The following is a 20296-nucleotide window of genomic DNA, read 5'->3' on the forward strand; positions in this document are numbered from 1 at the left end:
CTATGAACTATAAGTGTACTACACACATCATCAACAAAGGCAACCTAAAAGATACCGCTTAACTCCTCCCCCGTTATACTTCGTACAATGGTTTTGATACCATTTAGCTATGAAGAAAAACAAAAAAGACGCCTCTAAAAAGTTAACCGCAAAAGAGTTGCAGAACATTGGCTTTCCGGCTGGTAAACCTATAGGTACGGCCCTTAACATCATACACACCTATTTTACCGACCTTGGCAAAAACCACCAGATAGAGCTGGTGCAGGATGTACTTACAGCACCCGATCAGTACCAGCTGCACGCTACACTGGGGCCACTAGCCCAAGCCATACTTGCCCATAAGCAAACTGCTCCCATCAATTTAAAAGCAGAACAGCAACCGTATATTATTTATGGTGCAGAGGGCATAGAAGAAGGCGCACGCAAACAAATGGAAATAGCCATGCGACTGCCTGTTACACGCGCAGGAGCACTAATGCCCGATGCACACCAAGGCTATGGCCTTCCCATTGGTGGTGTGCTGGCAGTAGAAAATGCGGTAATACCATACGGCGTAGGTGTTGATATTGGCTGCCGCATGAGCATGAGCATTTATGACATCCATAAGGGCTACCTGGATAAGAACCGGGACGAGCTGAAAAAGATGCTGCTGGATAACACCCGTTTCGGCTACTCCTCTTTTAAACGCCCAATGGACCACGAGATAATGGAGCGGCAAGAATTCCATGAGATACCAATCGTGCACGAGCTAAAGGACCGTGCCTATAGCCAACTGGGAACCTCGGGTGGAGGCAATCATTTTGTGGAGTTCGGGATAGTGGAAATACAAGATGCACAAAATGAATTTAATTTGCCGCTGGGTTCTTACATGGCTATACTTTCCCACTCTGGCTCCAGGGGCCTGGGAGCTAACATAGCCGGATATTATACCAAAGTAGCTATGGATAGCTGCCGGCTGCCACAAGAGGCCAAGCACCTTGCCTGGCTCGATCTGAACACGGAGGCCGGACAGGAATACTGGCTTGCCATGAACCTGGCCGGCGACTATGCTTCCGCCTGTCACCACCAGATACACCAACGGCTAGCCGCTGCACTTGGCGAGTCTCCCATAGCTACCATCGAGAACCACCACAACTTTGCCTGGAAAGAAAAAGACGCTAACAGCAGAGAATACATTGTACATCGCAAAGGTGCTACGCCAGCCGGAAAAGGCGTATTAGGCATTATTCCTGGCTCCATGGCTACTCCTGGCTTTATAGTACGAGGCAAGGGAGAGGCAGCCTCCATTAACTCAGCCTCGCATGGCGCAGGGCGTGTGATGTCGAGAACACAGGCAAAGAAAACACTCAACAAGCCACAGGTGCAAAAGTTTATTCAAAAAGCGGGCATAGATGTGATAGGCTCAGACCTTGACGAAGCCCCAATGGTTTACAAAGACATACACCAGGTAATGGCGGCACAACAAGATTTGGTGGAAATAGTCGGCACCTTTCATCCCAAAATTGTGCGCATGAACGGCGATGAAAAATATATGGAAGTGGATTGAAGTATAAACTAGAAAGGATGTAAAAACAAAAACGGGATTCCGCCAAGAATCCCGTTTTATTATATTGAAAGGTTAATTTAGTAAACTTACCATTTCAACTTTTTAGCCACTTTAGTATACGGCACTTTTTATACCAAGGTTACAAAGTGATGAAAATTTATGCAATTTTTTTTCGCGTATAGTCACTTATATGGTTTATCAGGCAGAATAAGCGTTTTTTAATACAAAAATGTCCAAATTAATCAGTCAAAAAGAGTGCAATTTTACAGCTATTGCCATTGTGGCAGCTATACCTCCTGCACTTTTTAAACAACTCCCCTAAGCCTTGGATTACCCAGTACAGTTTACGCGTTGCTAATTTTTGTTTTTGTCAGGCGCTAGCTTTTATCAGCACCAGCAACTTAACTTTGCGGGCGGTGTACCAATCACCGTATTTAAAACACATAAGGGTAAAAAAGAGTAAATCTGTATAGTTTCAGGGTTCAACAGCTGCTGGTGCAAATCAGTGCTCAATTCTGTATGCTGGTAAGTATAAATTTGTAAAAGATCTGTGAAAGGTAAAAGGGATTCAGAAACACCGGCAAAGCCAAGCCGCCTATTCGATTGTATTGACTGGCAACTGGCAACTGCGCCACTGGATGATATGCTCGCAGCCAAAGAAAACGGGCAATGGCGAAAGTATAGCACGAAAGAGGTTCGCGAAACAGTGGACCGCATCAGTGGTGCCTTACTTAACTTAGGCATAGGCAGAAACGATGGATCACCTGAAGGCAGAGACAAAGTAGCCATTATCAGTCCAAACTGCCCCGAGTGGATGCTGGTTGATATGGCTATACAGCAGATTGGCGCCATTTCGGTACCTGTATACCCTACCATCAACAGCAAAGAACTGGAATTTATACTTCAGGATGCAGCTGTAAAAATGATATTTGCAGGTAATAAAGCGCTTTACCAGAAAATTGATGCACTGCGCCCAGGCCTGCAGACGGTACAACAGGTGTATACTTTTAACAAAGTAGAAGAAGCCCCACATTGGAAAGAACTGCTTACAGACCCGACTACAGAAATAACGGAACAGGTAGAGCAGCTGAAAGAGGCAATAGACGCACATGAACTGGCTACCATACTTTATACATCAGGTACTACCGGCACTCCCAAAGGTGTAATGCTGTCGCACTATAACATTCTCAGCAATGTGTTTAGCAGCGCCCTCGTTATTCAGGAGGTTGGCGTTTTCCGTAAAAAGGCAATCAGTTTTCTGCCCCTGAACCATGCCTTTGAGCGTATGGCAACTTACTGCTACTTTTATTCCGGTGTATCGATATACTATGCCGAAGGAATGGAAAGTATAGCCGGGAACCTGCGAGAGGTAAAGCCTACTATTTTTACTACCGTACCCCGCCTGCTAGAAAAGATTTACGAAGGACTAGTGGCCAAAGGCTCAGAACTGAAAGGCAACAAAAAGAGATTATACTTCTGGGCGCTTAACCTGGCCGAGCAGTTTGAAATAAACAAGCCCCTACCACTGAGCTACCGGCTGCAGCTGGCCCTCGCCGACAAGCTGGTGTACAGTAAGTGGCGCCAGGCATTGGGCGGCGAGGTAAAGGCTATCATAACAGGTGCAGCAGCCTGCCAGGTGCGCTTACTAAAAGTTTTCACGGCTGCCAAGATCATTATCCAGGAAGGCTACGGCTTAACAGAGGCTTCCCCTATTATCAGCGGTAACCGTTATGCTGAAGAGAACAGGATGTTTGGTACAGTTGGCCCATTACTAGAAGGTGTGGACGTTAAAATTGCAGATGACGGTGAGATACTTTGCAAAGGCCCTAATGTGATGATGGGCTATTACAGGCGGCCTGACCTGACCGAGGAAGTGATTGACAGCGACGGCTGGCTACACACCGGAGACATCGGCACAATAATAGACGATAAATTCCTTAAAATAACGGATCGTAAAAAAGAGCTGTTTAAAACCAGTGGCGGCAAGTATGTGGCACCGCAGCCCATCGAAAACAAGATGGTAGAAAGCAACTGGATAGAACAGATTATGGTAGTAGGCGATACACAAAAGTATGTAGGCGCACTTATTGTTCCGGCTTTCCAGAAGCTAAAGGAATGGTACACTAACCAAGGAATAAATTATCCCGGCAACCAGGAAGCGTTACAGGATAAAGATGTTTGGGGACTGATAAAAGAAGCAGTAAACCTGTACAACAAAAACTTTAATCCAGTGGAGCAGGTCAAGAAATTTGTGTTGCTCCCCTCTGAGTGGACCATCGAAAGCGGTGAACTGACACCAACTCTTAAACTAAAGCGAAGGGTAATTCTGGAAAAGTATAAAGATTTAATCAATTCGCTGTATGTGTAACTGAGTTACCAAAACTTCTCCTTTTCATGGTATCAGTTTGAGCACAACAGTTTAGTTAGTGAGTTATGCGACCAGGGTGCAACTGGCCTAAGTATAGGTAGTAAGTATAAATGTAGGCCTAAACGAACATACATGACGTTGTGGTCAGTTGTGCTTCTACAGACAGCATGTAGCGAAACACAGTCAACCACGAATTACAGCGTGTACCCTATCAAATCCCTTCAAATCACCAAAATAAGATAACATACCTGCAGATAGAAGCTTCTTCTATCTGCAGGTACCAGTTTACATCCATACACTTCAATCAACCTTACTCCCAATCACTTCTGCCGTAAATAGGCTTATCCCCACTCAACTCCTGCAGCTAATAATGATGAAAAAGCTGCACAATCTGGCAAAAAAGCTTTAATTTAAGCTGGCGAACACATTTGCCTTAACGGCAACTAGCACTTACTCTAACTTTAAACGTTCTAACTCCTGCCTACAACTACATGGAAAACATTATCAGCTCGGTTAACGACATTGTCTGGAGCAATGCACTCATCATCCTCTGCCTCGGTGCAGGTGTTTATTTTTCAATCATTACCAAATTTCTGCAGGTGCGCTACCTGCGCGAAATGCTTTACTTGCTTTTCAAAGGCCAGTCATCTAAGAAAGGAATCAGCTCTTTTCAGGCATTTACCGTAGCCATTGCCGGACGCGTAGGTACAGGTAACATAGCCGGTGTAGCAACGGCCATCGCTATGGGCGGACCAGGTGCTATTTTCTGGATGTGGGTGATTGCTTTTCTGGGTAGCGCCTCGGCTTTTATAGAAGCAACACTTGGCCAGATTTACAAGGAGGTGAAAGACGGACAGTATAGAGGCGGCCCTGCATTTTACATCGAAAAAGGACTTGGCATAAAGTGGTATGCTGTGTTGTTTGCTGTGGCAACAATTGTAAGTATGGCGCTTTTTCTGCCAGGTGTGCAGAGTAACAGTATTGCCTCCAGTGTAAGCACAGCCTTCCAGATACCCGTTGCTTATACCGGTGGAGCCGTTACCTTACTGCTTGCCCTGATTATTATTGGCGGGGTAAAACGAATTGGTAAAGTGGCGCAGGTAGTGGTGCCGTTTATGGCGGGTGCCTACATCCTGATGTCGGTGGTAATCATATGCATGAATATAACTGAAGTTCCGGCTGTACTTAGCCTGATTATACGCTCTGCTTTTGATTTGGAGCCAGCTTTTGCGGGTGTGTTCGGTATGGCTATTTCGTGGGGGGTGAAGCGTGGTATTTACTCTAACGAAGCCGGTCAAGGAACAGCACCGCATGCTGCCGCTGCAGCAGAGGTTAGCCACCCGGCCAAACAGGGGTTGGTACAAGCCTTCTCTGTTTACGTGGATACGCTTTTTGTTTGCACAGCTACAGCGTTTATGATCTTGTTTACGGGTCAGTATAATGTGGTTAGTCCGGAAGGCGGTTTTCTGGTGGAGAATCTGCAGGGCGTACCTTTTGGACCAGAGTATACGCAATCGGCAGTGAACACGCACTTTCCTGCGATGGGCAGCGGGTTTATAGCCATCTCCCTGTTCTTCTTCGCCTTCACTACCATTATGGCCTACTATTACATTGCAGAAACAAACCTGAGCTATCTCAACACAAAAGGAAACAAATGGATGATCTGGGCTTTGCGTGTACTTATATTGAGTGCTACATTCTACGGATCAGTAAAAACAGCAGAATCTGCCTGGATGCTGGGTGATATAGGCGTTGGTATTATGGCTTGGCTAAACGTGGTGGCGATCCTGCTGCTTCGTAAACCTGCCCTTCGTGCCCTGAAAGACTACAACGAGCAACGAAAAGCCGGCCTCGACCCTGTGTTTGACCCGGAGAAACTGGGTATACCAAATGCAGACAAATGGCACCAGGATACACAAGAAGAAAAAGAGTTACAGGCCGTATAGTTTTATACCAACTGCTAACCTGCTAAACCAAAAGAGACGCTTCATGAGGCGTCTCTTTTGGTTTACATTACTATCTACTCCCGTCAATGCACAGCGAAAGCCATGAATCAATTTTGCCGGAGTAGACTGTTACATTTTTTAAAGCCTGCGCTAAACAACAAGCAGGCTGTTGGTGCCTCCATATTCGTTAGGTGCCTCTCCGTCTGCGTCCGGATCGTTTCTCCAGTCGGTGCCGTTAACCAAGTACTTAAACTCATGCTGGCTGTTCTTCGGAAGTGTTTGCACGCACTCAAACACACCGCCCTTCTTTTTGCTCATGGTCATCGGGCTAGACCAGTTGTCGTTTAGCCCCAGTATCTCTACTTTATCTGCATTGTCTAAGCTCACCGTAAATTTAACCTTACACTGATCTTTGGTTTTAAGGTATGTTTTCTGGATCATTTCTTAAATTTTAAGCCTGTTTAATTAAGAAAAATTGATTACCTGGTTCTAATAGCTATTTGATCGCCAGCACTTTAGTATAAATAAAGCATTATACAGCCAAGGCATTCTCTTATACTTTTTATAAAGCTGCCTTACGGTTAAAACACGATTATGTTATACTTCACTCTTATCAGGATACAAATTAATAAGCAGCCTAGCTTTACTTCCTCTTCACTTCTCCGTTAAGTAATGCATATAAAAGAATTTCATTATGGAAAATACCCACGCATTACGTGAGCACCTGGTAAAGCTGATTCAGGGCGGGCAAGCCTATCAACCAATCAATGAGTTGCTTGGAAGTATAACAGCCGATGTGGCCGGCAAAGAAATAGAAAAACTACCTTATACTATCTGGCAACTGGTTGAGCACATGCGATTAACACTGCAGGATATTGTGGAGTTTATCCGCAACCCCGATTACCAGGAGCCCAACTGGCCCGACGACTACTGGCCTAAAGAGAAAGCCCCTGCCGACCAAAACGCACTCGACAAAAGTATAACCGCCATACAGGCAAATATGAACGAGATGATACACCTGGTACAAAATCCTGCAAACGATTTGTTTAAACCTATTCCACAGGGCAGCGGCCAAACCCTTTTGCGCGAAGCATTTCTGGTAGCAGAGCATAATGCGTATCACATGGGCCAGGTGATGGTGCTAAGAAGACTGCTTGGCGATTGGTCCTAAACTATACTCTTTTTAAGAACCTATACGCTTATACAACATCTAGCTACACTAATTCTTTGGGCAGACTCTGAAACCTTAAGCCTATATAGTAAGCTATTATAAATAGAAGGTTTTACAGGCACGCGTTCTGAAGTATCTGAAATAAAAGGAAACATTTATAAGACCGCTGCACGTAAACTATATATTATATAATTTGCAAAGCTAATATGATGTTAAAAATCAATGGCTTGCATATTTTGAACTAAATTACTTATGATAATGAAAAAGTTAATTTTAGCTGGTGCCGTAGTATTTACTTCGTTTGGTTTTTATTCCTGTGGAGGTAATGATGGTACTACAGAAGGAGAAATGGACGGAACTGTAATCGATACGGATACGACAGTTTCTGAATTAGAAGTAGAACGAACTGTACGTGACGTAGATACAACTGTAACTACAGAAACGGAAACAGTAGATCCGCAGAACGATCAACAATAGTTCTAACTACTTAAAAATAAAACTCAGTTAAAGTGGCGGAAAGGCTAAACAGCTTTTCCGCCACTTTTTTTGTTTTGCGAAGTCTACTCAGGCAAACTTCATTCAGTTATACTTTCGTACATCAATCTCTTTCGCCAGAACCAGGATGCGCAGGATTTTAGAGTAAACCCATACTTCCGGGTGGACAGATTTATACTTGTAAGATTTTTTCATCTTAATTTTCGAAGGGATGACAAATGGCAACGATAGAACTTAAGCTCCAACTGTGGTAACGACAGAATCCTGAGTCAGATAAAAAGACCTCGCAGCGTCCTGAGGTCCTGCGAGGTCTGAAACAACTCTCTAACTCCAAAACCCTCTAACTTTCTAAATCGCCTCTCTCTCCCACTTCACCTCCGGAAAAACTACCTCCAGCTGCCTTTTAATCACTCGGTAATTCCCCTTCCAGAAACTCGCGAGATCCGACACGGTGGTTATCGGCTTGAGCTCCGGGGTCAGCAAAGCCAGCTCCACCGTCATCTCCCCTTCGTCTACTTTCGGACTTGCTTCCCAACTCAGCACATCCTGCAGGCGTATCTCCAACTTAGGTTGTGAGCCATCAGGTTTATAGGCTAACTCTATACTTGATCCATCCGGCAAATCTATACTTTGCGGTGCCAACACCTCCAGCCTTGCGCGCTGTTCTTCGTTCAGGTATTTCTTTTCCAGAATAGGCAGCAATTCCAGCTCCATCAGCTCGTCGGGGTGCTCTATGTCGAACAAGTATGGCTTCAGCCAATCCATGTTAGTCATGAGCAAAGTAGAAGTGCTTACGTCGGGCCAGAACTCGGAGGGTCGCCATTTGCGGAGGCTCAGCACGCGGTTTTGCCATTGCGTTACATCGTGGTTGAAGTCCAGAAGGTGCTCGCCTTCTGCTTTAATGGCTTCGGACATGGCCGGTACTCTATACTTTTCGTCGGGGGGTGGCAGCGGTTTGCTTTGCAGCACGATGCTTCCGATGCGGGTATCCAGCGAGGCAGTCAGTTCGCCGTCGTTCACGTCCCAGTGGTATACTTCCTGCTGCTTTAACAGCGGGGCCAGGTCACGGGGGTTGAGCGGTGAGGCCAGGAAAATGCGGCCCGGGTTATCACCGGTGCCGGCGTGCAGGTGTGCGATGGCTAGCCAGGATTCGTGCGCCAGGTCGTCGCGGTGACCGGCAGAAGCATACTGCCCGCTGGCCAACTGGAACTGTGCGTTGTTGCCGGGGCGGGCGTAGGCGATGCGCTCCGGATAGCAATGCGCCAGCAGCACACCGGTTTCATACTCGTCGAAGGTGCTGTTCTCGGGCTCCACTTCAAACAGCTGGCGGTACGAGCGGGCTATCTTCTCTATCTTACCGAAACGCTTGCCCTGCCCCTGCTCTTTTCTATACCTGCGCAGCGCTTCTACTCTTAAATTAATGTCGATGCCGGCGTTGCGGTCCAGCGGGTCGCGCTCTTCCAGTACGGCGGCAATATCAGATGCCAGTGCCACCTGGTCTGTTTCTTCGGCTTTGAGCAGCATGTGCGCAATACGTGGGTGGCAAGGCAGCGTGTGCATACGTTTGCCGTGCTCGGTAATGCGACCGTTCTCCAGCGCCTGCAGTTGGTGCAGCATTTCGGTGGCCGATTGCAATGCAGCGCGCGGCGGCTGGTTCAGCCAGGTAAGGCCACGGATATCGGTAATGCCCCATTGCGCCATGTCCAGCACCAGGTTCGCCAGGTCTGCTTCCATGATCTCGGGGGTGCGGTGCGGGGCCATACGCTCCTGCGTAGTTTTGCTCCACATGCGGTATGCGGTGCCGGGGCCTAAACGTCCGGCACGACCGGCACGCTGGTCGGCAGCGTCTTTTGAGATGCGCACCGTTTCGAGGCGCGACAAACCGGACTTCGGATCGAAGCGGGAAGTTTTGCCGAAGCCTGTGTCCACCACCACCGAAATGCCTTCTATCGTTAAGCTGGTCTCGGCTATACTTGTCGCCAGCACCACTTTGCGCCTTCCCTGGCGGTCGGGCATGATGGCGGCGTACTGCTTGCCGAAGGGCAGCATGCCGAACAGCGGGTGAATCTTAAAATCTCGCAGCTGCCTGCGAAGTAACTCTTCTACTTTCCGGATGTCGTTTTCGCCGGGCAGGAACACGAGGATATCGCCTTCCTGCTCCTGCGCTGCCTGCTGTACTACTCTGGCAACCATTTCGGGCAGCATGCGGTCGTCGGCGTCGCCGGTGTAAAAGGTCTCGATGGGGTATTGCCGCCCCATGCTTTGCGCTACCGGGGCCTTGAGCATGCTCGTGAGCTGGGGCATGTCCAGGGTGGCCGACATCACCATGATGCGCAGGTCCGGGCGAAGCGTGTGTTGCGCCTCCCGGCTCAGGGCCATGGCTACATCGGCATGGATGCTGCGCTCATGAAACTCGTCGAAGATCACGATGCCAATACCTGTCAGCGAGCGGTCGCTGTGGATCATGCGGGTGAGGATGCCTTCGGTTACGACCTCGATGCGGGTAGCAGCGGAGATGCGCGTCTCGAAACGGATGCGGTAACCGACAGTCTGGCCTACCTCCTCGCCCAGCAGCTGCGCCAGGCGCTCGGCAATGGTTTTGGCCGCCAGGCGCCGGGGCTCCAGCATGACGATCTTCTGATCTTTAAGCCAGGCTTCGTCCAGCAATGCCAGAGGCAGCAAAGTACTTTTACCGGCTCCGGGAGGGGCGTTTACGATCAGCGTGTTCTGCGCCGCCAGGTGTTCCCTAACGGCAGGTATGATTCCCCGAACGGGTAGGTCTATGGTAAATGGATTGAAAGGCAAGGGGTAATATTAATGATATACAAGAATTAATTTTTATGACTGCAATTTACGGAAGTTCCAAAGCTTTTTTCTTCAATATTCAAGGTAACTTAAGCCTGTTTAATACAATACTAACTTATTAAAAACAAACTCCGTATTACAGGTCCAAATAGAATAGCTTATATGTTATATATAAGTATAACTTACACATCGTGTCATCAATGCGTATTAAACTACTTGCAAGCTTTCTCCTTATCAGCATTTTACTAGGTTGTGATTCAGAGCAGGAGACAACACCAGCACCAATACCTGAACCAGAAAAAACCTTTAATTTTAGCTTCAGGTACGATACTCAGTCGGAAGAAGCAAATGATTTTGAGCTTATTTTATCTAACACAGATGGAAAAGTTCTGTTAGATACGCTGATAGCCTTTAATACAAATCACAGTCTGCGTCTTAAATCCGGTGATACAAAATACAATCTAACAACGGTTATTTTTGATCCGGTTATAGACACTTATTGGATTAAAACTTACATCAAGGTTAACCCCGATAAATGGAACCTCCAATATTACATGATTTCGACTGAGCCAGTTGAAGAAGAAATGGCAGATATAACTTATATTAACTTCCCTAACACAGACTTCTACTTCAGAACCAAAGCAATTACTAATTATAGCGGCGGATTTAGTGGCTCATTATTTGATAACACCCTTACCCTTACTGGCTATGACAAATTACTCCCATCAGATCTGGCTTATATTGTGGTGCCGGCTCAAGGAAAGTACATGTTAACCGAAGTAACATCAAAGCAGACAACCGTTAACTTTACAGAAGCTGGCAATACAGTAAAGCGTAAGTACAACAGGCCTGCCGACATCACAAATTTCAGGACCTTTGTTTATGGTTTTACCAAGGAAGGCGATCCTAAGAGCCGAATAGAGCTTTATTCTCCAATCATTAAGGAAAGTGAGGAGTATGACCTGCAGTTTCCGCCAACAGGCTTCGAGGCATTTAATCTTCGAATGTTTTACAATGATGCCGCCGGTTATGAACATACCTATACTTACAATGTTAAGGAGATCCCTTCTGAAGTGGAGCTCTCCCCTACTTCTGATTTCTCAGTTTCGAAATCTGGATTTGAAGATTTCATGATAGCTTTTACTAATGATAAACCGAGCATCTATAACGTGAATTGGGCAGCGGATGATCCCAATTACTATATGAGATGGAGCATTTTCAACTCACCGGATGAAACCAGCTTTAAACCGAAAGCTTTTCTGGAAGGTCTGAAAAGCAAGAAGCTGGAGGGTAAGAACATGTCTCTTTTTAAGCTTTTCAGCGTTAGCTCCCGGAAAGATAAAGATTCCAATTACCAGGATATTTTGAACTTTAGTGCAGATCCTTCTCGCTCTTTTTATAGTGAGGTAAAGCAGGACAGAGTAATTGTGAAGCACTTCTAAAGATCCGGAGAGACAATATCTAACTGCCGCTGTTAGCCCCTTTATCAGATGGGCTGACGGCGGCAGTTGCTTTTAAAGAAGCCTTCAATCAAACAGCGTGTTCTGAGCAGAAAGGTGCTTCCTAACAGCAGGTATGATTTCCCGAACGGGTAAGTCTATGGTGAATGGGTTGAAGGGCAAGGGGGTAATTTATCAACGAATTAAGTTACTATTTAAAGTAAACAACAAATACTATATTCGAATTCTTTTATTAATAATTTCAAACGATAGAACAAATATAATAGCTTTACAAAAATCTATCTCAATAAATAATACAAAGCATGAGTATCGAACTTATAACTAAGGCAGAACAAAAAGCAAAACAGGCTGAGAATTTAGAAGCGTTCAAAAGTGTAAACTTAGCTCATATTAAATCAAAGGTCGCACAAATATTAGGTTTAATAGGCAAGAATGGTGTTTTTGGAGAATATACTAAACATGACATTTCACATATTAATAAAGTCTTAAAGCTACTAGATTGGTTAATTCCTGAAGAAACGGCCAACTCTATGACTAGTGGAGATTGGTTAATGATTGTATTGGCGATTTATTTCCATGATTTAGGTATGCTAGTAACTGAAGATGAATTTAATAATCGTATAAATTCAGATTTCCCAAAATTCAAAAACGACATTCTAAATAACACTTCTAATTCTGATTTCACGAACAAGGTTAATGCCTTAGAAAAGAATAAGGCTGAAAGATTCCTATACCAAGAGTTTGTGAGAAGCAAACACGCAGAAAGAATTAAAAATTGGATAACTGCGAAAAGTACTGACAACTTAGGTGTATGTGAACCTATAGTAAAAGAAATCATAGAGTTATTGAAACCGCTAGATGACAAGCTAAAAAAAGATTTAGCTATGATATGCGAAAGTCACCACTTGAATGACCTTGATGATTTCAATAAGTATAAAGTGGTATATAGATATGGAAGCGATGAACAAGAAGCTGTAAATTTACACTATTGTGCATTGATTTTAAGAACAGCCGACCTACTACATATTACTTCAGATCGCACACCTTCTACAGAGTTTAGGTTAATCAATCCTTCGGACCCTAAAAGCCAAGAAGAATGGTATAAACAAATGGCTGTTACTGCAGTTTCTCCAAAACCAAAACAAGATAAAGATGGTAAAATTGACCGATCAATTCAGAGTGATACGGTAGAGGTAACAGCATATTTTAAAGAAGAAAACGGTGCGATAGGCTTCTTTGGACTAATTGCATATTTAAACTTTGCTCGTAAAGAATTATTACAAAATCATAAATGGGCTCAAGAAGCTCAGATTAAACACGGATCCAAGTTTAATTTTCCTTGGAAGGATATAGATGACTCAAGTATTGAAACCGAAGGGTTTGAGAAAAAATTGTTTGAGTTCAAGCTTGATCAATCACGGATATTACAGTTACTTGTTGGACACACCCTTTACAATGACTCGACAGTCGTTTTGAGAGAGCTTATACAGAATGCCATAGATGCTGTAAGACTTCAAAACCATATTGACAAAATCAAAAATATTAACGCACCTATAGGTGAAGTTAAAATAGACTGGATTCCTCAAGAAAGAATTCTAAGCTTTACTGATAATGGCACAGGGATGAGTCAAGAAATAATAGAAAATCACTTGCTAAAAGTTGGTTCTTCTAGATATCAGTCAGATTCATTCAAAAAGAATTACCCCGATTTTTCACCAATTAGTCGTTTTGGTATTGGAATCCTAACTTGCTTTTTGATCGCGGATAATGTGGACATTCTTACTAGTCATCAAGATGAAGACACTATTAAGAAATTAAGTATTAGGAAAGTAGATGGTAAATATCTGTTACAACATATAGATAAATCCGAGGTAGAAAATTTTATCAGGGATCATGGAACAAGAATACAGATTGAAGTCAGACATGATGTAAACATGGATGATATTGAGAATCAAATTAATAAGTGGATTCTATTTCCATCATGTGAAGTTTCATTAACTGTAAATAACTCTAATAGAAAAAGAATAGGATATAGTAGCCCTAAAGCAGCGATTGAGAAATTATTAGGAGATTATGGTTATGAAGTAGACAATAAAAATATAAAAGTTGAGGAGCAAAATTTTGATGGTGTTCAATTAGCATATGCATTAAAATATTCAAAGTCATTTAATGAATGGACTTTTTTAAATGCTCCTAGATATCATCATAAGCACAATTCGTATAGCCAAATTGGTACTTGCGTTGAAGGTGTGAGAGTTGAATTTAATCCACCAGGATATAAACGGAGCAGCCTAATTTCAGTTGCCAATGTAACAGGTAAGCATGCTCCTAAAACTAACGTTGCGAGATCTAATATTGAAGCAAACTCAGGTAAGGAAAACCTATTAAAAAACATTTATAATCTATACATTGATCATATTGTTAATGAAGTAAATGGTATTCAAGAAAGAGGAGGCTTCTCTCTAACTTGGGCTATCAATGAATCATCTATTCTATTAGCCCCATTGATAAACAATAAAGCTATTTCAGACGATACATCAGAGGCGTTAGATGAATCATTATTTTTCTCTTCTTTAGAGAATGCACCACTTCTATTAATTGAAGAAAATTTAAATCGACGAGTTGCATCAGTTAACGAAATAAATGGTATTGAAAATATATGGACAACTGATTGTAATCTATTCAGATCCGCAGAATCTTTAATAAGAGAAATTCAAAGTTCTTCATCTTTAACTGAATTGATGAAAACCCTTTATTCTTCAGATAATTACAATATGTCACATATTAATACTTTATTTTGTGGATTTAATCCTTCTGACATATTACATAAATACGCTTTAAGAAATAGGCAAATAACAACTATTAAAGTATTCCCGTTCGAGCGCAGAGTCGATATTTGTTGGTCAGTAGTTCAAAATAAAAACAATTGGGCAGTTTATTCACTACATGATACAGATGCTAGATATAACCATAACTTCAATACCATTACAGATATATATATTCAAGTCCATGACTGTGTAATTGAAGGTATAAAAGATGAAGTTATTATTAAATGTTTGAACAGTTTAATATTCTTAAAAGGATCACCTATTAATAACTTCCTAGTTTCCTTTTTTGATGAAAACCCTGAAGATACTGAAGAGAGACATGAGGTAGTTCAAAGGCTCTTGAGCATATTGAAGCACTTAATCTATTATAATCCTTCAATGGACTTCTATAACCCTTCCTCTGATTTTGAAAAGTGGATAGAACAATTAGTTCAAAGTGACTCCGAAAGATTTGGAAGAGAGATTGTTTCAGATGAAATATTTTGGAAATTTGTAAACAAGCCAGCTTTGATAAACTCAATAATGGAAACTAAATGGAAGATATTTGATTCATCTGCTTGGTCAAGGAAGTTGCTCACTCATTGGTAGTATTAAAAGAAGAAAAATCTGCCTTTTATCGCATCATTTAATATATTAAGGAGCGAGCCATTAGTTCGCTCCTTTTATTTTCCATGCAGTACAGCTCAATCACAAGTAGCAGCAAGAGCGATAAGCTCGCACTAGCAGACGATGAATGAGTACTATAAACTATAAAAGCGGGGCTATAAGGTTTTGCTCCATCCCCGCTTTTATTTATGCTATTAATATACACTCTTTTCTGCAGCTTACTAACTTTAGGCCTCCTGTTTCTGAGCAGCCAATAGTTGATCGAGATTTTCCATGGCCGCTGTCAGGCCTTCTTTAAAGCCCATCTGGATGGTGGTTTCGAGTTGTGCTAGGTCATCGAATGTGATCAGGTTCTCTACTAAGGTAACCTCCTCTTTGGGTGTAAAGCTTACCTCCCACTTCGATTGCGGCATTTCTGTGTTTACCACGCCTTCGGCATCTGCAAAGCCATCCAGCTCGGTAAAGCTCTTTTTAGGATCAATGGTCTTGTAATTAGCCAATGCCCAATGCTCTTCTCCTTCCGGGCCAACCATGGCATAGTGCCAGTAGCCACCTTCCCTGAAATCCATGGTTTTGGTGCGGGATTTCCAGGGTTTAGGCGCCCACCATTGGTCCAGTATCTCGCTTTTTGTGTAAGCATCCCACACAAGCGGGAGCTCTGCTGCAAACTCTCTTTTAACGGTGATCGTATTGTTTTCCTTGTTCACGGAGAACTCAAATGCAAGGTCGTGTTTCATGGCTTATTTTGTTTTATGTTAGAAAATATAGTATCGAGTTGGTTAAAACGGTCTTCCCAGATCTTCCGGAACTGTTCCAGCCATTTGTCTATTTCTTTCATCTTAGCTACTTCTAGCTGGTAGTAAATTTCGCGCCCCTGCTGTTCCTGTTTTACAAGCTGGCACTTTACAAGTATCTGCAAGTGCTTTGAAACAGCCTGCCTGCTGGTGTCAAAATGTTCGGCTATAGCATTTGGGGTCATTGCCTGCAAAGCAATTAAACCAATAATGGCTCTTCGGGTAGGGTCTGCTATCGCCTGGAAAATGTCTCTTCTCATACCTCAATTAAATTATGCAACCATTTGTTTGCTAATATACGTGCAACTGTTAGGTTGCGTAATTTAATTTCACATTATATTGTGAAAGTTGCTGAAATAGTGGCTATTGGCTTTCTATGAGGTATGAATCATTTGAAGTATAAATTGCTATAACCAATCCTTCTCCCGCTGGCCTCCCCCCGCTGGCGCGAGCTTGTAGCTCGTGCCTTTTCTTTTGTACGCAGCTAAACCTTCAGTACGAGTAACAGTACAAGCTGCAAGCTCGCGCCAGCAGAGGTTTTCACAGGAACAGTACCTGAAACTCTCAGCCTGTTAATCCGGAAACGAGATCGTAAACGTTGATCCTTCGTTCACTTTGCTTTCTAAGTGTATATTACCTCCCATACTTGTCACTTTCTGATGAACCAGGTAAAGCCCAACGCCTTTACTATCTGAGTAGTTATGGAAATGTTGATGCAGACCAAAAACTTTATCCTGCACTTTCTCCATATCAAACCCCTGGCCATTGTCAGAAATGGTCAATTGCGTTACTCCATTCCCCTTCTCAGAATGTATGGCGATACAAGGTGTGCTATTCGGTTGTGCATATTTGATAGCGTTCGTGATCAGGTTTAAAAAAACGCTCTCCAGGTACGCACTATTAAACATCACAATTCCTGCCCTAGAGAAGTCGGCATGGATGCTGGCTTTCGAAGTTTTGATTAAAGAGCTGATAGAATCCTGTACTGTATTCAGACTCCTACTTAGAATTACTTCCTCCACGATGGCTTGTGAACTGTGCTTTTCAGTTAACAGATCAACATAAGTATTGAGGGTTTGCCTAAGCTTCTCCCCTGTTTGCTTGAGAAAATTTATCAGCTGAAGTGTTTTCTGATCGGTAATTTTTGAAATATCTATCAGCTTGAACAACGATAACAAATTGTTTACCGGTGAGCGTAAGTCGTGTGAAGTGGTGTAGTTTAACTGCTTCAGTTCCTGGTTTAACGTGGTTAGGTTGGCAAGTAAGAGGTTTCTTTCTTCCTCCAGCCTTACTTTGTGCGTAACATCTTTGGCAATCGCGAAGATAAGGCGATCACTATCCACTGGCAGCGAAGTCCACGATAGCCATACAATTCCTCCACTCTTTGTTACATACCTATTTTCAAAATGATTGAGCGGCTTCGCTTTTTTTAGCTGCTCCCTAACCTCAGATGTAAGCTTTTGGTCGTCGGGGTGTACAAAGCTATTAATTGGGCTGGCGTACAGCTCCTCCATGGTGTAACCCAGTAGGTTAGAAACGGCAGGGTTAATTTTTTTGAAATATCCATCAAATCCTGCAATGCACAAAAGGTCAGGCGATAACTCAAAGAAACGCACATAATCAAAATCAGCAGTGCTCATCAGTGTGGAGTATGTTGCAAAACAAAGCTAATTAAATTTATGACTGTTGGAGCTTTAAAAATCGGTAAAAAATTAATGCGTTACCTACCTTGCTGGCACAAACTGGTGTTTACATTGCACACAACTAAAACTCCAGCAAAAGTAACAATAGGAGCTACAAATTTGCACCAGCGGAGCACCTGATCCCACCTAATGGCACATTTGATAATATAAGCTGGTATAACCCGTTGTTATCCCCTTTAATTGCGTACATTACAGTATGATAGAAAATAAATTCTCCATTGGATCCGAAGTGTTCGCAAAAGTGAATCCAGATCTGATATTAACCATCCGCCAATACCTGAAACGCATCTATTACTGCACTGTAAAAGATCAGCTTTCGCAGAAGGACCTGGTATACTTTGAGCGGGAGTTAATACCTGTACCGGTTAAATAAACTATAAAGCCCCTGTTAAAAAGGGGCTTTTTTATATAGATAAAACCGTTTTTGTAAAGCTAGTCTTCGAAGCCTTCCCGCAGTTCTTTTGAATTGGCATAGCATACGGGGCTGCTGTTTTCCTTCCGCTCCGCTTTTTCCTTTACCAGTTCCTCGTAATTGTCCGGGGTAGCTAAGATCCTGCACTTCGGGTAAAGCACTACGCCCCGCCTCACGATCTTGCTGTTCGTTTCTATCTCGTGCGCGTTTACCCCTTCCGCCCCATACACATGAATGGTGAAGAAATGGTAATTCGTTTTCTTCGCATACCCTTCTGCCGTTATCCTGCCCGTTATCGTCCGCTCCCCAATAAAGTCTGATGCCTCTCCTTCTACATAAGGCGTGTACACCGACTCCGTCCACGCTACTTTACAACCTACTGTCAGATTCATACTTCTGCTATGTGCTTTGTTAGCTATACGTTTACTGCCTCGCAACATACAAATTTGCTGACTCACATCTCTAGGTTTATCCTAAATCGCTGATAACTATACTTCCAGCACACGTAAAAGTATGAGCTACACGTTTGCAGTAGCATACAAAATTGAGCTTGCCTTTTATACAAAACCCACCCTACCCCCGGAAACCGTACGCAACCAATCCACCAGGATTATGTACTCCTCCCGCAACTGCACCCCTGCCAGAAAGTATACATATTATAAGCAGCTTGCTTCTATCCTATGAGCAAAAAGATCCTGAAGCCATCCAGACCAGTTACTGGTTCTATGTTAAAAGCTCCGTTTCTGTGGATGGAGTGGGGAATGAACTGGCTCTCGTACTGGTTTAGCCACCTGGCTGTTTTCACGCTGCTGAAGTATGTGGGTAAGCTGGCCATACTTCTTGCCATCATTGGCTGGTTTATGGAAGCACCCGCACGCCGGCATGCCTCTATTCGGGAGAACTGGGCTATACTTTACGAGAAAGGCGGTGGCCGCATGGAGGCCTTGCTGTTCCTGCACCAGGAAGGCGTTGATCTTCGGGGCCTGAACGGGGAGTATGGCTTCTTTGAAAGTATAAACCTGCAAGGCGCTAACTTATACGGAGCAGACCTCTCGAATGCGAAGCTGGCCAAGGCGAACCTGAGCCACACCACCCTCACTAATTCCGAACTTAACAAAGCCGTGCTGGACAGCGCCAATCTAACCTCCGCCAAACTAGCCAACTCCGACCTGGCAGGTGCCTGGCTCCGAAACACAAAATTAGACCGGGCCGATCTGAGTTTCACCAACTTCTGGGGTGCCTTTGTGAACGGTGCCAGCCTGCGGAGAGCCAACTTAAACGAAGCCAGGTTAAGTCACGCTTATTTCCCTGCCGCCGACCTGAGCGGTGCCACCTTCCAGTTTGCCAAGCTGGATAGTACAGATCTAAACGGAGCTAAGTTAAGAGATGCCAACTTGTCGCTGGCTGATATGCGGGGTGTGAAGTTATTTGATGCAGATCTCACAAACGCTAAGCTAACGTTTTCCATTTTAGTAGGTGCCGACTTAAGCGGCGCTGAGCTTCGTGGGGCAGACCTGCAAAATGCTATACTTATAAACGCCAATTTAGAAGACGCTGTGCTGGATAGTGCCGACCTGAGAGGCGCTAACCTGCGGGGCGTAAACCTGAAAAATGCTAGCCTGCGCGGTGCCGATCTGCGCAACGTCCGTTTCCTGAGCGACTCAGCTTTAAAGGATGCCGATACAACAGGTGTACTGCTGCGGTAGTGGTGTTTGGGTGTAGTTTAATGCACTTTGTCTGTATGCTCCCTCGCTGGCGCGAGCTTACAGCTTTTGTCTTTTCTTTTCCATGAAGCTATACTTCCAGCAGCTGTAATCATCCCCCTACCCTTCCCAAACCAGGTTCAGGAACACGAAAGGGGATGATTAGGTATTGCTGAACATGAGCAGGCAAAAACAGAAGGTTGCTGTTTTTGATATGACTAACTAACGTACAGCCATTGTGTAATGTGCCTATATGGCAGCCGCTGGTTTCCTGTTGGCTATTGCCAGCATGAAGGCAAGCAGAAAGAACACCGACTCAGTCATAAGCCATTGGTTTCCGAAATCTCCAAGAGCTCCTTCAGAGAAAATGGTAATGGTACGTGATAAGGCGTACAGGCCCCATAGCAGGCACAAAAATAGCAGGCCTTTTTGCGTATCGCGCAGCATCAGGTACATTAG

16 protein-coding genes are annotated in these 20296 nt (G+C 43.9%); 9 read left to right on the forward strand and 7 right to left on the reverse strand.

Features of this window, described 5'->3' with window-relative positions:
• Nucleotides 1–109: 109 nt before the first annotated feature.
• The 3 genes from WG943_RS19735 to WG943_RS19745 all read left to right on the forward strand — a co-directional run bounded on the left by WG943_RS19735 (nt 110) and on the right by WG943_RS19745 (nt 5860).
• Entirely contained in the window at nt 110–1546 is a 1437-nt protein-coding gene (locus tag WG943_RS19735; protein WP_340411615.1) for an RtcB family protein, read from the forward strand.
• A gap of 550 nt (nt 1547–2096) precedes the next feature.
• Entirely contained in the window at nt 2097–3914 is a 1818-nt protein-coding gene (locus WG943_RS19740; RefSeq protein WP_340411616.1) for an AMP-dependent synthetase/ligase, read from the forward strand.
• Between the two features lie 491 nt (nt 3915–4405).
• The gene (locus tag WG943_RS19745) at nt 4406–5860 is read left to right on the forward strand and encodes an alanine/glycine:cation symporter family protein (RefSeq protein WP_340411617.1); all 1455 of its coding nucleotides are present in this window, start codon (nt 4406–4408) and stop codon (nt 5858–5860) included.
• 150 nt (nt 5861–6010) lie between these two features.
• Here the strand turns inward: WG943_RS19745 and WG943_RS19750 are convergent, their stop codons facing one another.
• Nucleotides 6011–6301: an isoamylase early set domain-containing protein gene (locus tag WG943_RS19750; RefSeq protein ID WP_340411618.1), complete on the reverse strand. Its 291-nt coding sequence runs from the start codon at nt 6299–6301 to the stop codon at nt 6011–6013.
• 253 nt (nt 6302–6554) lie between these two features.
• Here WG943_RS19750 and WG943_RS19755 point away from each other — a divergent pair, with 253 nt between their 5' ends.
• Together WG943_RS19755 and WG943_RS19760 are read left to right on the forward strand one after the other, a co-directional pair.
• Entirely contained in the window at nt 6555–7031 is a 477-nt protein-coding gene (locus tag WG943_RS19755; RefSeq protein WP_340411620.1) for a DinB family protein, read from the forward strand.
• 258 nt (nt 7032–7289) lie between these two features.
• Complete coding sequence (locus WG943_RS19760) at nt 7290–7508, forward strand: hypothetical protein (protein WP_340411622.1); 219 nt, start codon at nt 7290–7292, stop codon at nt 7506–7508.
• Between the two features lie 366 nt (nt 7509–7874).
• On the opposite strand, the gene hrpB is transcribed toward WG943_RS19760, so the two are convergent.
• Complete coding sequence (hrpB, locus tag WG943_RS19765; protein ID WP_340411624.1) at nt 7875–10331, reverse strand: ATP-dependent helicase HrpB; 2457 nt, start codon at nt 10329–10331, stop codon at nt 7875–7877.
• Nucleotides 10332–10522: 191 nt separating this feature from the next.
• Here hrpB and WG943_RS19770 point away from each other — a divergent pair, with 191 nt between their 5' ends.
• Nucleotides 10523–11773, forward strand: a complete 1251-nt coding sequence (locus WG943_RS19770; RefSeq protein WP_340411625.1) for a hypothetical protein — start codon at nt 10523–10525, stop codon at nt 11771–11773.
• Between the two features lie 320 nt (nt 11774–12093).
• Nucleotides 12094–15207 (forward strand): HD domain-containing protein, encoded by a 3114-nt coding sequence (locus WG943_RS19775; RefSeq protein ID WP_340411627.1) that lies wholly within the window; start codon nt 12094–12096, stop codon nt 15205–15207.
• Nucleotides 15208–15452: 245 nt separating this feature from the next.
• On the opposite strand, the gene WG943_RS19780 is transcribed toward WG943_RS19775, so the two are convergent.
• From WG943_RS19780 to WG943_RS19790, 3 genes are all read right to left on the reverse strand, one after another.
• Nucleotides 15453–15962, reverse strand: coding sequence for an SRPBCC family protein (locus WG943_RS19780; RefSeq protein ID WP_340411628.1), 510 nt, complete (start codon nt 15960–15962; stop codon nt 15453–15455).
• Nucleotides 15959–16279, reverse strand: coding sequence for an ArsR/SmtB family transcription factor (locus WG943_RS19785; RefSeq protein ID WP_340411630.1), 321 nt, complete (start codon nt 16277–16279; stop codon nt 15959–15961). The genes WG943_RS19780 and WG943_RS19785 overlap by 4 nt, the downstream gene beginning before the upstream one ends.
• A gap of 312 nt (nt 16280–16591) precedes the next feature.
• Nucleotides 16592–17659, reverse strand: a complete 1068-nt coding sequence (locus WG943_RS19790; protein ID WP_340411631.1) for a PAS domain-containing sensor histidine kinase — start codon at nt 17657–17659, stop codon at nt 16592–16594.
• Nucleotides 17660–17918: 259 nt separating this feature from the next.
• On the opposite strand from WG943_RS19790, the gene WG943_RS19795 reads away from it, so the two are divergent.
• Complete coding sequence (locus WG943_RS19795) at nt 17919–18095, forward strand: hypothetical protein (protein WP_340411632.1); 177 nt, start codon at nt 17919–17921, stop codon at nt 18093–18095.
• A gap of 59 nt (nt 18096–18154) precedes the next feature.
• Here the strand turns inward: WG943_RS19795 and WG943_RS19800 are convergent, their stop codons facing one another.
• A complete protein-coding gene (locus WG943_RS19800; protein ID WP_340411633.1) occupies nt 18155–18526 on the reverse strand; it encodes a hypothetical protein in 372 nt (123 codons plus the stop codon).
• Between the two features lie 288 nt (nt 18527–18814).
• Here WG943_RS19800 and WG943_RS19805 point away from each other — a divergent pair, with 288 nt between their 5' ends.
• Nucleotides 18815–19840, forward strand: coding sequence for a pentapeptide repeat-containing protein (locus WG943_RS19805; protein WP_340411635.1), 1026 nt, complete (start codon nt 18815–18817; stop codon nt 19838–19840).
• A gap of 246 nt (nt 19841–20086) precedes the next feature.
• Here WG943_RS19805 and WG943_RS19810 read toward each other — a convergent pair.
• Nucleotides 20087–20296 (reverse strand): DUF4345 family protein (locus tag WG943_RS19810; protein ID WP_340411637.1); only part of this gene is annotated, 210 nt, incomplete at its 5' end.

The organism is Pontibacter sp. H249, from assembly GCF_037892465.1.
Taxonomy (GTDB): Bacteria; Bacteroidota; Bacteroidia; order Cytophagales; family Hymenobacteraceae; genus Pontibacter.

Coding starts and splice junctions, on each gene's coding strand:
- WG943_RS19735 (WP_340411615.1), top strand. CDS start 110: ATGAAGAAAAACAAAAAAGACGCCTCTAAAAAGTTAACCGCAAAAGAG.
- WG943_RS19745 (WP_340411617.1), top strand. CDS start 4,406: ATGGAAAACATTATCAGCTCGGTTAACGACATTGTCTGGAGCAATGCA.
- WG943_RS19750 (WP_340411618.1), bottom strand. CDS start 6,301: ATGATCCAGAAAACATACCTTAAAACCAAAGATCAGTGTAAGGTTAAA.
- WG943_RS19755 (WP_340411620.1), top strand. CDS start 6,555: ATGGAAAATACCCACGCATTACGTGAGCACCTGGTAAAGCTGATTCAG.
- WG943_RS19760 (WP_340411622.1), top strand. CDS start 7,290: ATGAAAAAGTTAATTTTAGCTGGTGCCGTAGTATTTACTTCGTTTGGT.
- WG943_RS19775 (WP_340411627.1), top strand. CDS start 12,094: ATGAGTATCGAACTTATAACTAAGGCAGAACAAAAAGCAAAACAGGCT.
- WG943_RS19780 (WP_340411628.1), bottom strand. CDS start 15,962: ATGAAACACGACCTTGCATTTGAGTTCTCCGTGAACAAGGAAAACAAT.
- WG943_RS19785 (WP_340411630.1), bottom strand. CDS start 16,279: ATGAGAAGAGACATTTTCCAGGCGATAGCAGACCCTACCCGAAGAGCC.
- WG943_RS19790 (WP_340411631.1), bottom strand. CDS start 17,659: ATGAGCACTGCTGATTTTGATTATGTGCGTTTCTTTGAGTTATCGCCT.
- WG943_RS19795 (WP_340411632.1), top strand. CDS start 17,919: ATGATAGAAAATAAATTCTCCATTGGATCCGAAGTGTTCGCAAAAGTG.
- WG943_RS19800 (WP_340411633.1), bottom strand. CDS start 18,526: ATGAATCTGACAGTAGGTTGTAAAGTAGCGTGGACGGAGTCGGTGTAC.
- WG943_RS19805 (WP_340411635.1), top strand. CDS start 18,815: ATGAGCAAAAAGATCCTGAAGCCATCCAGACCAGTTACTGGTTCTATG.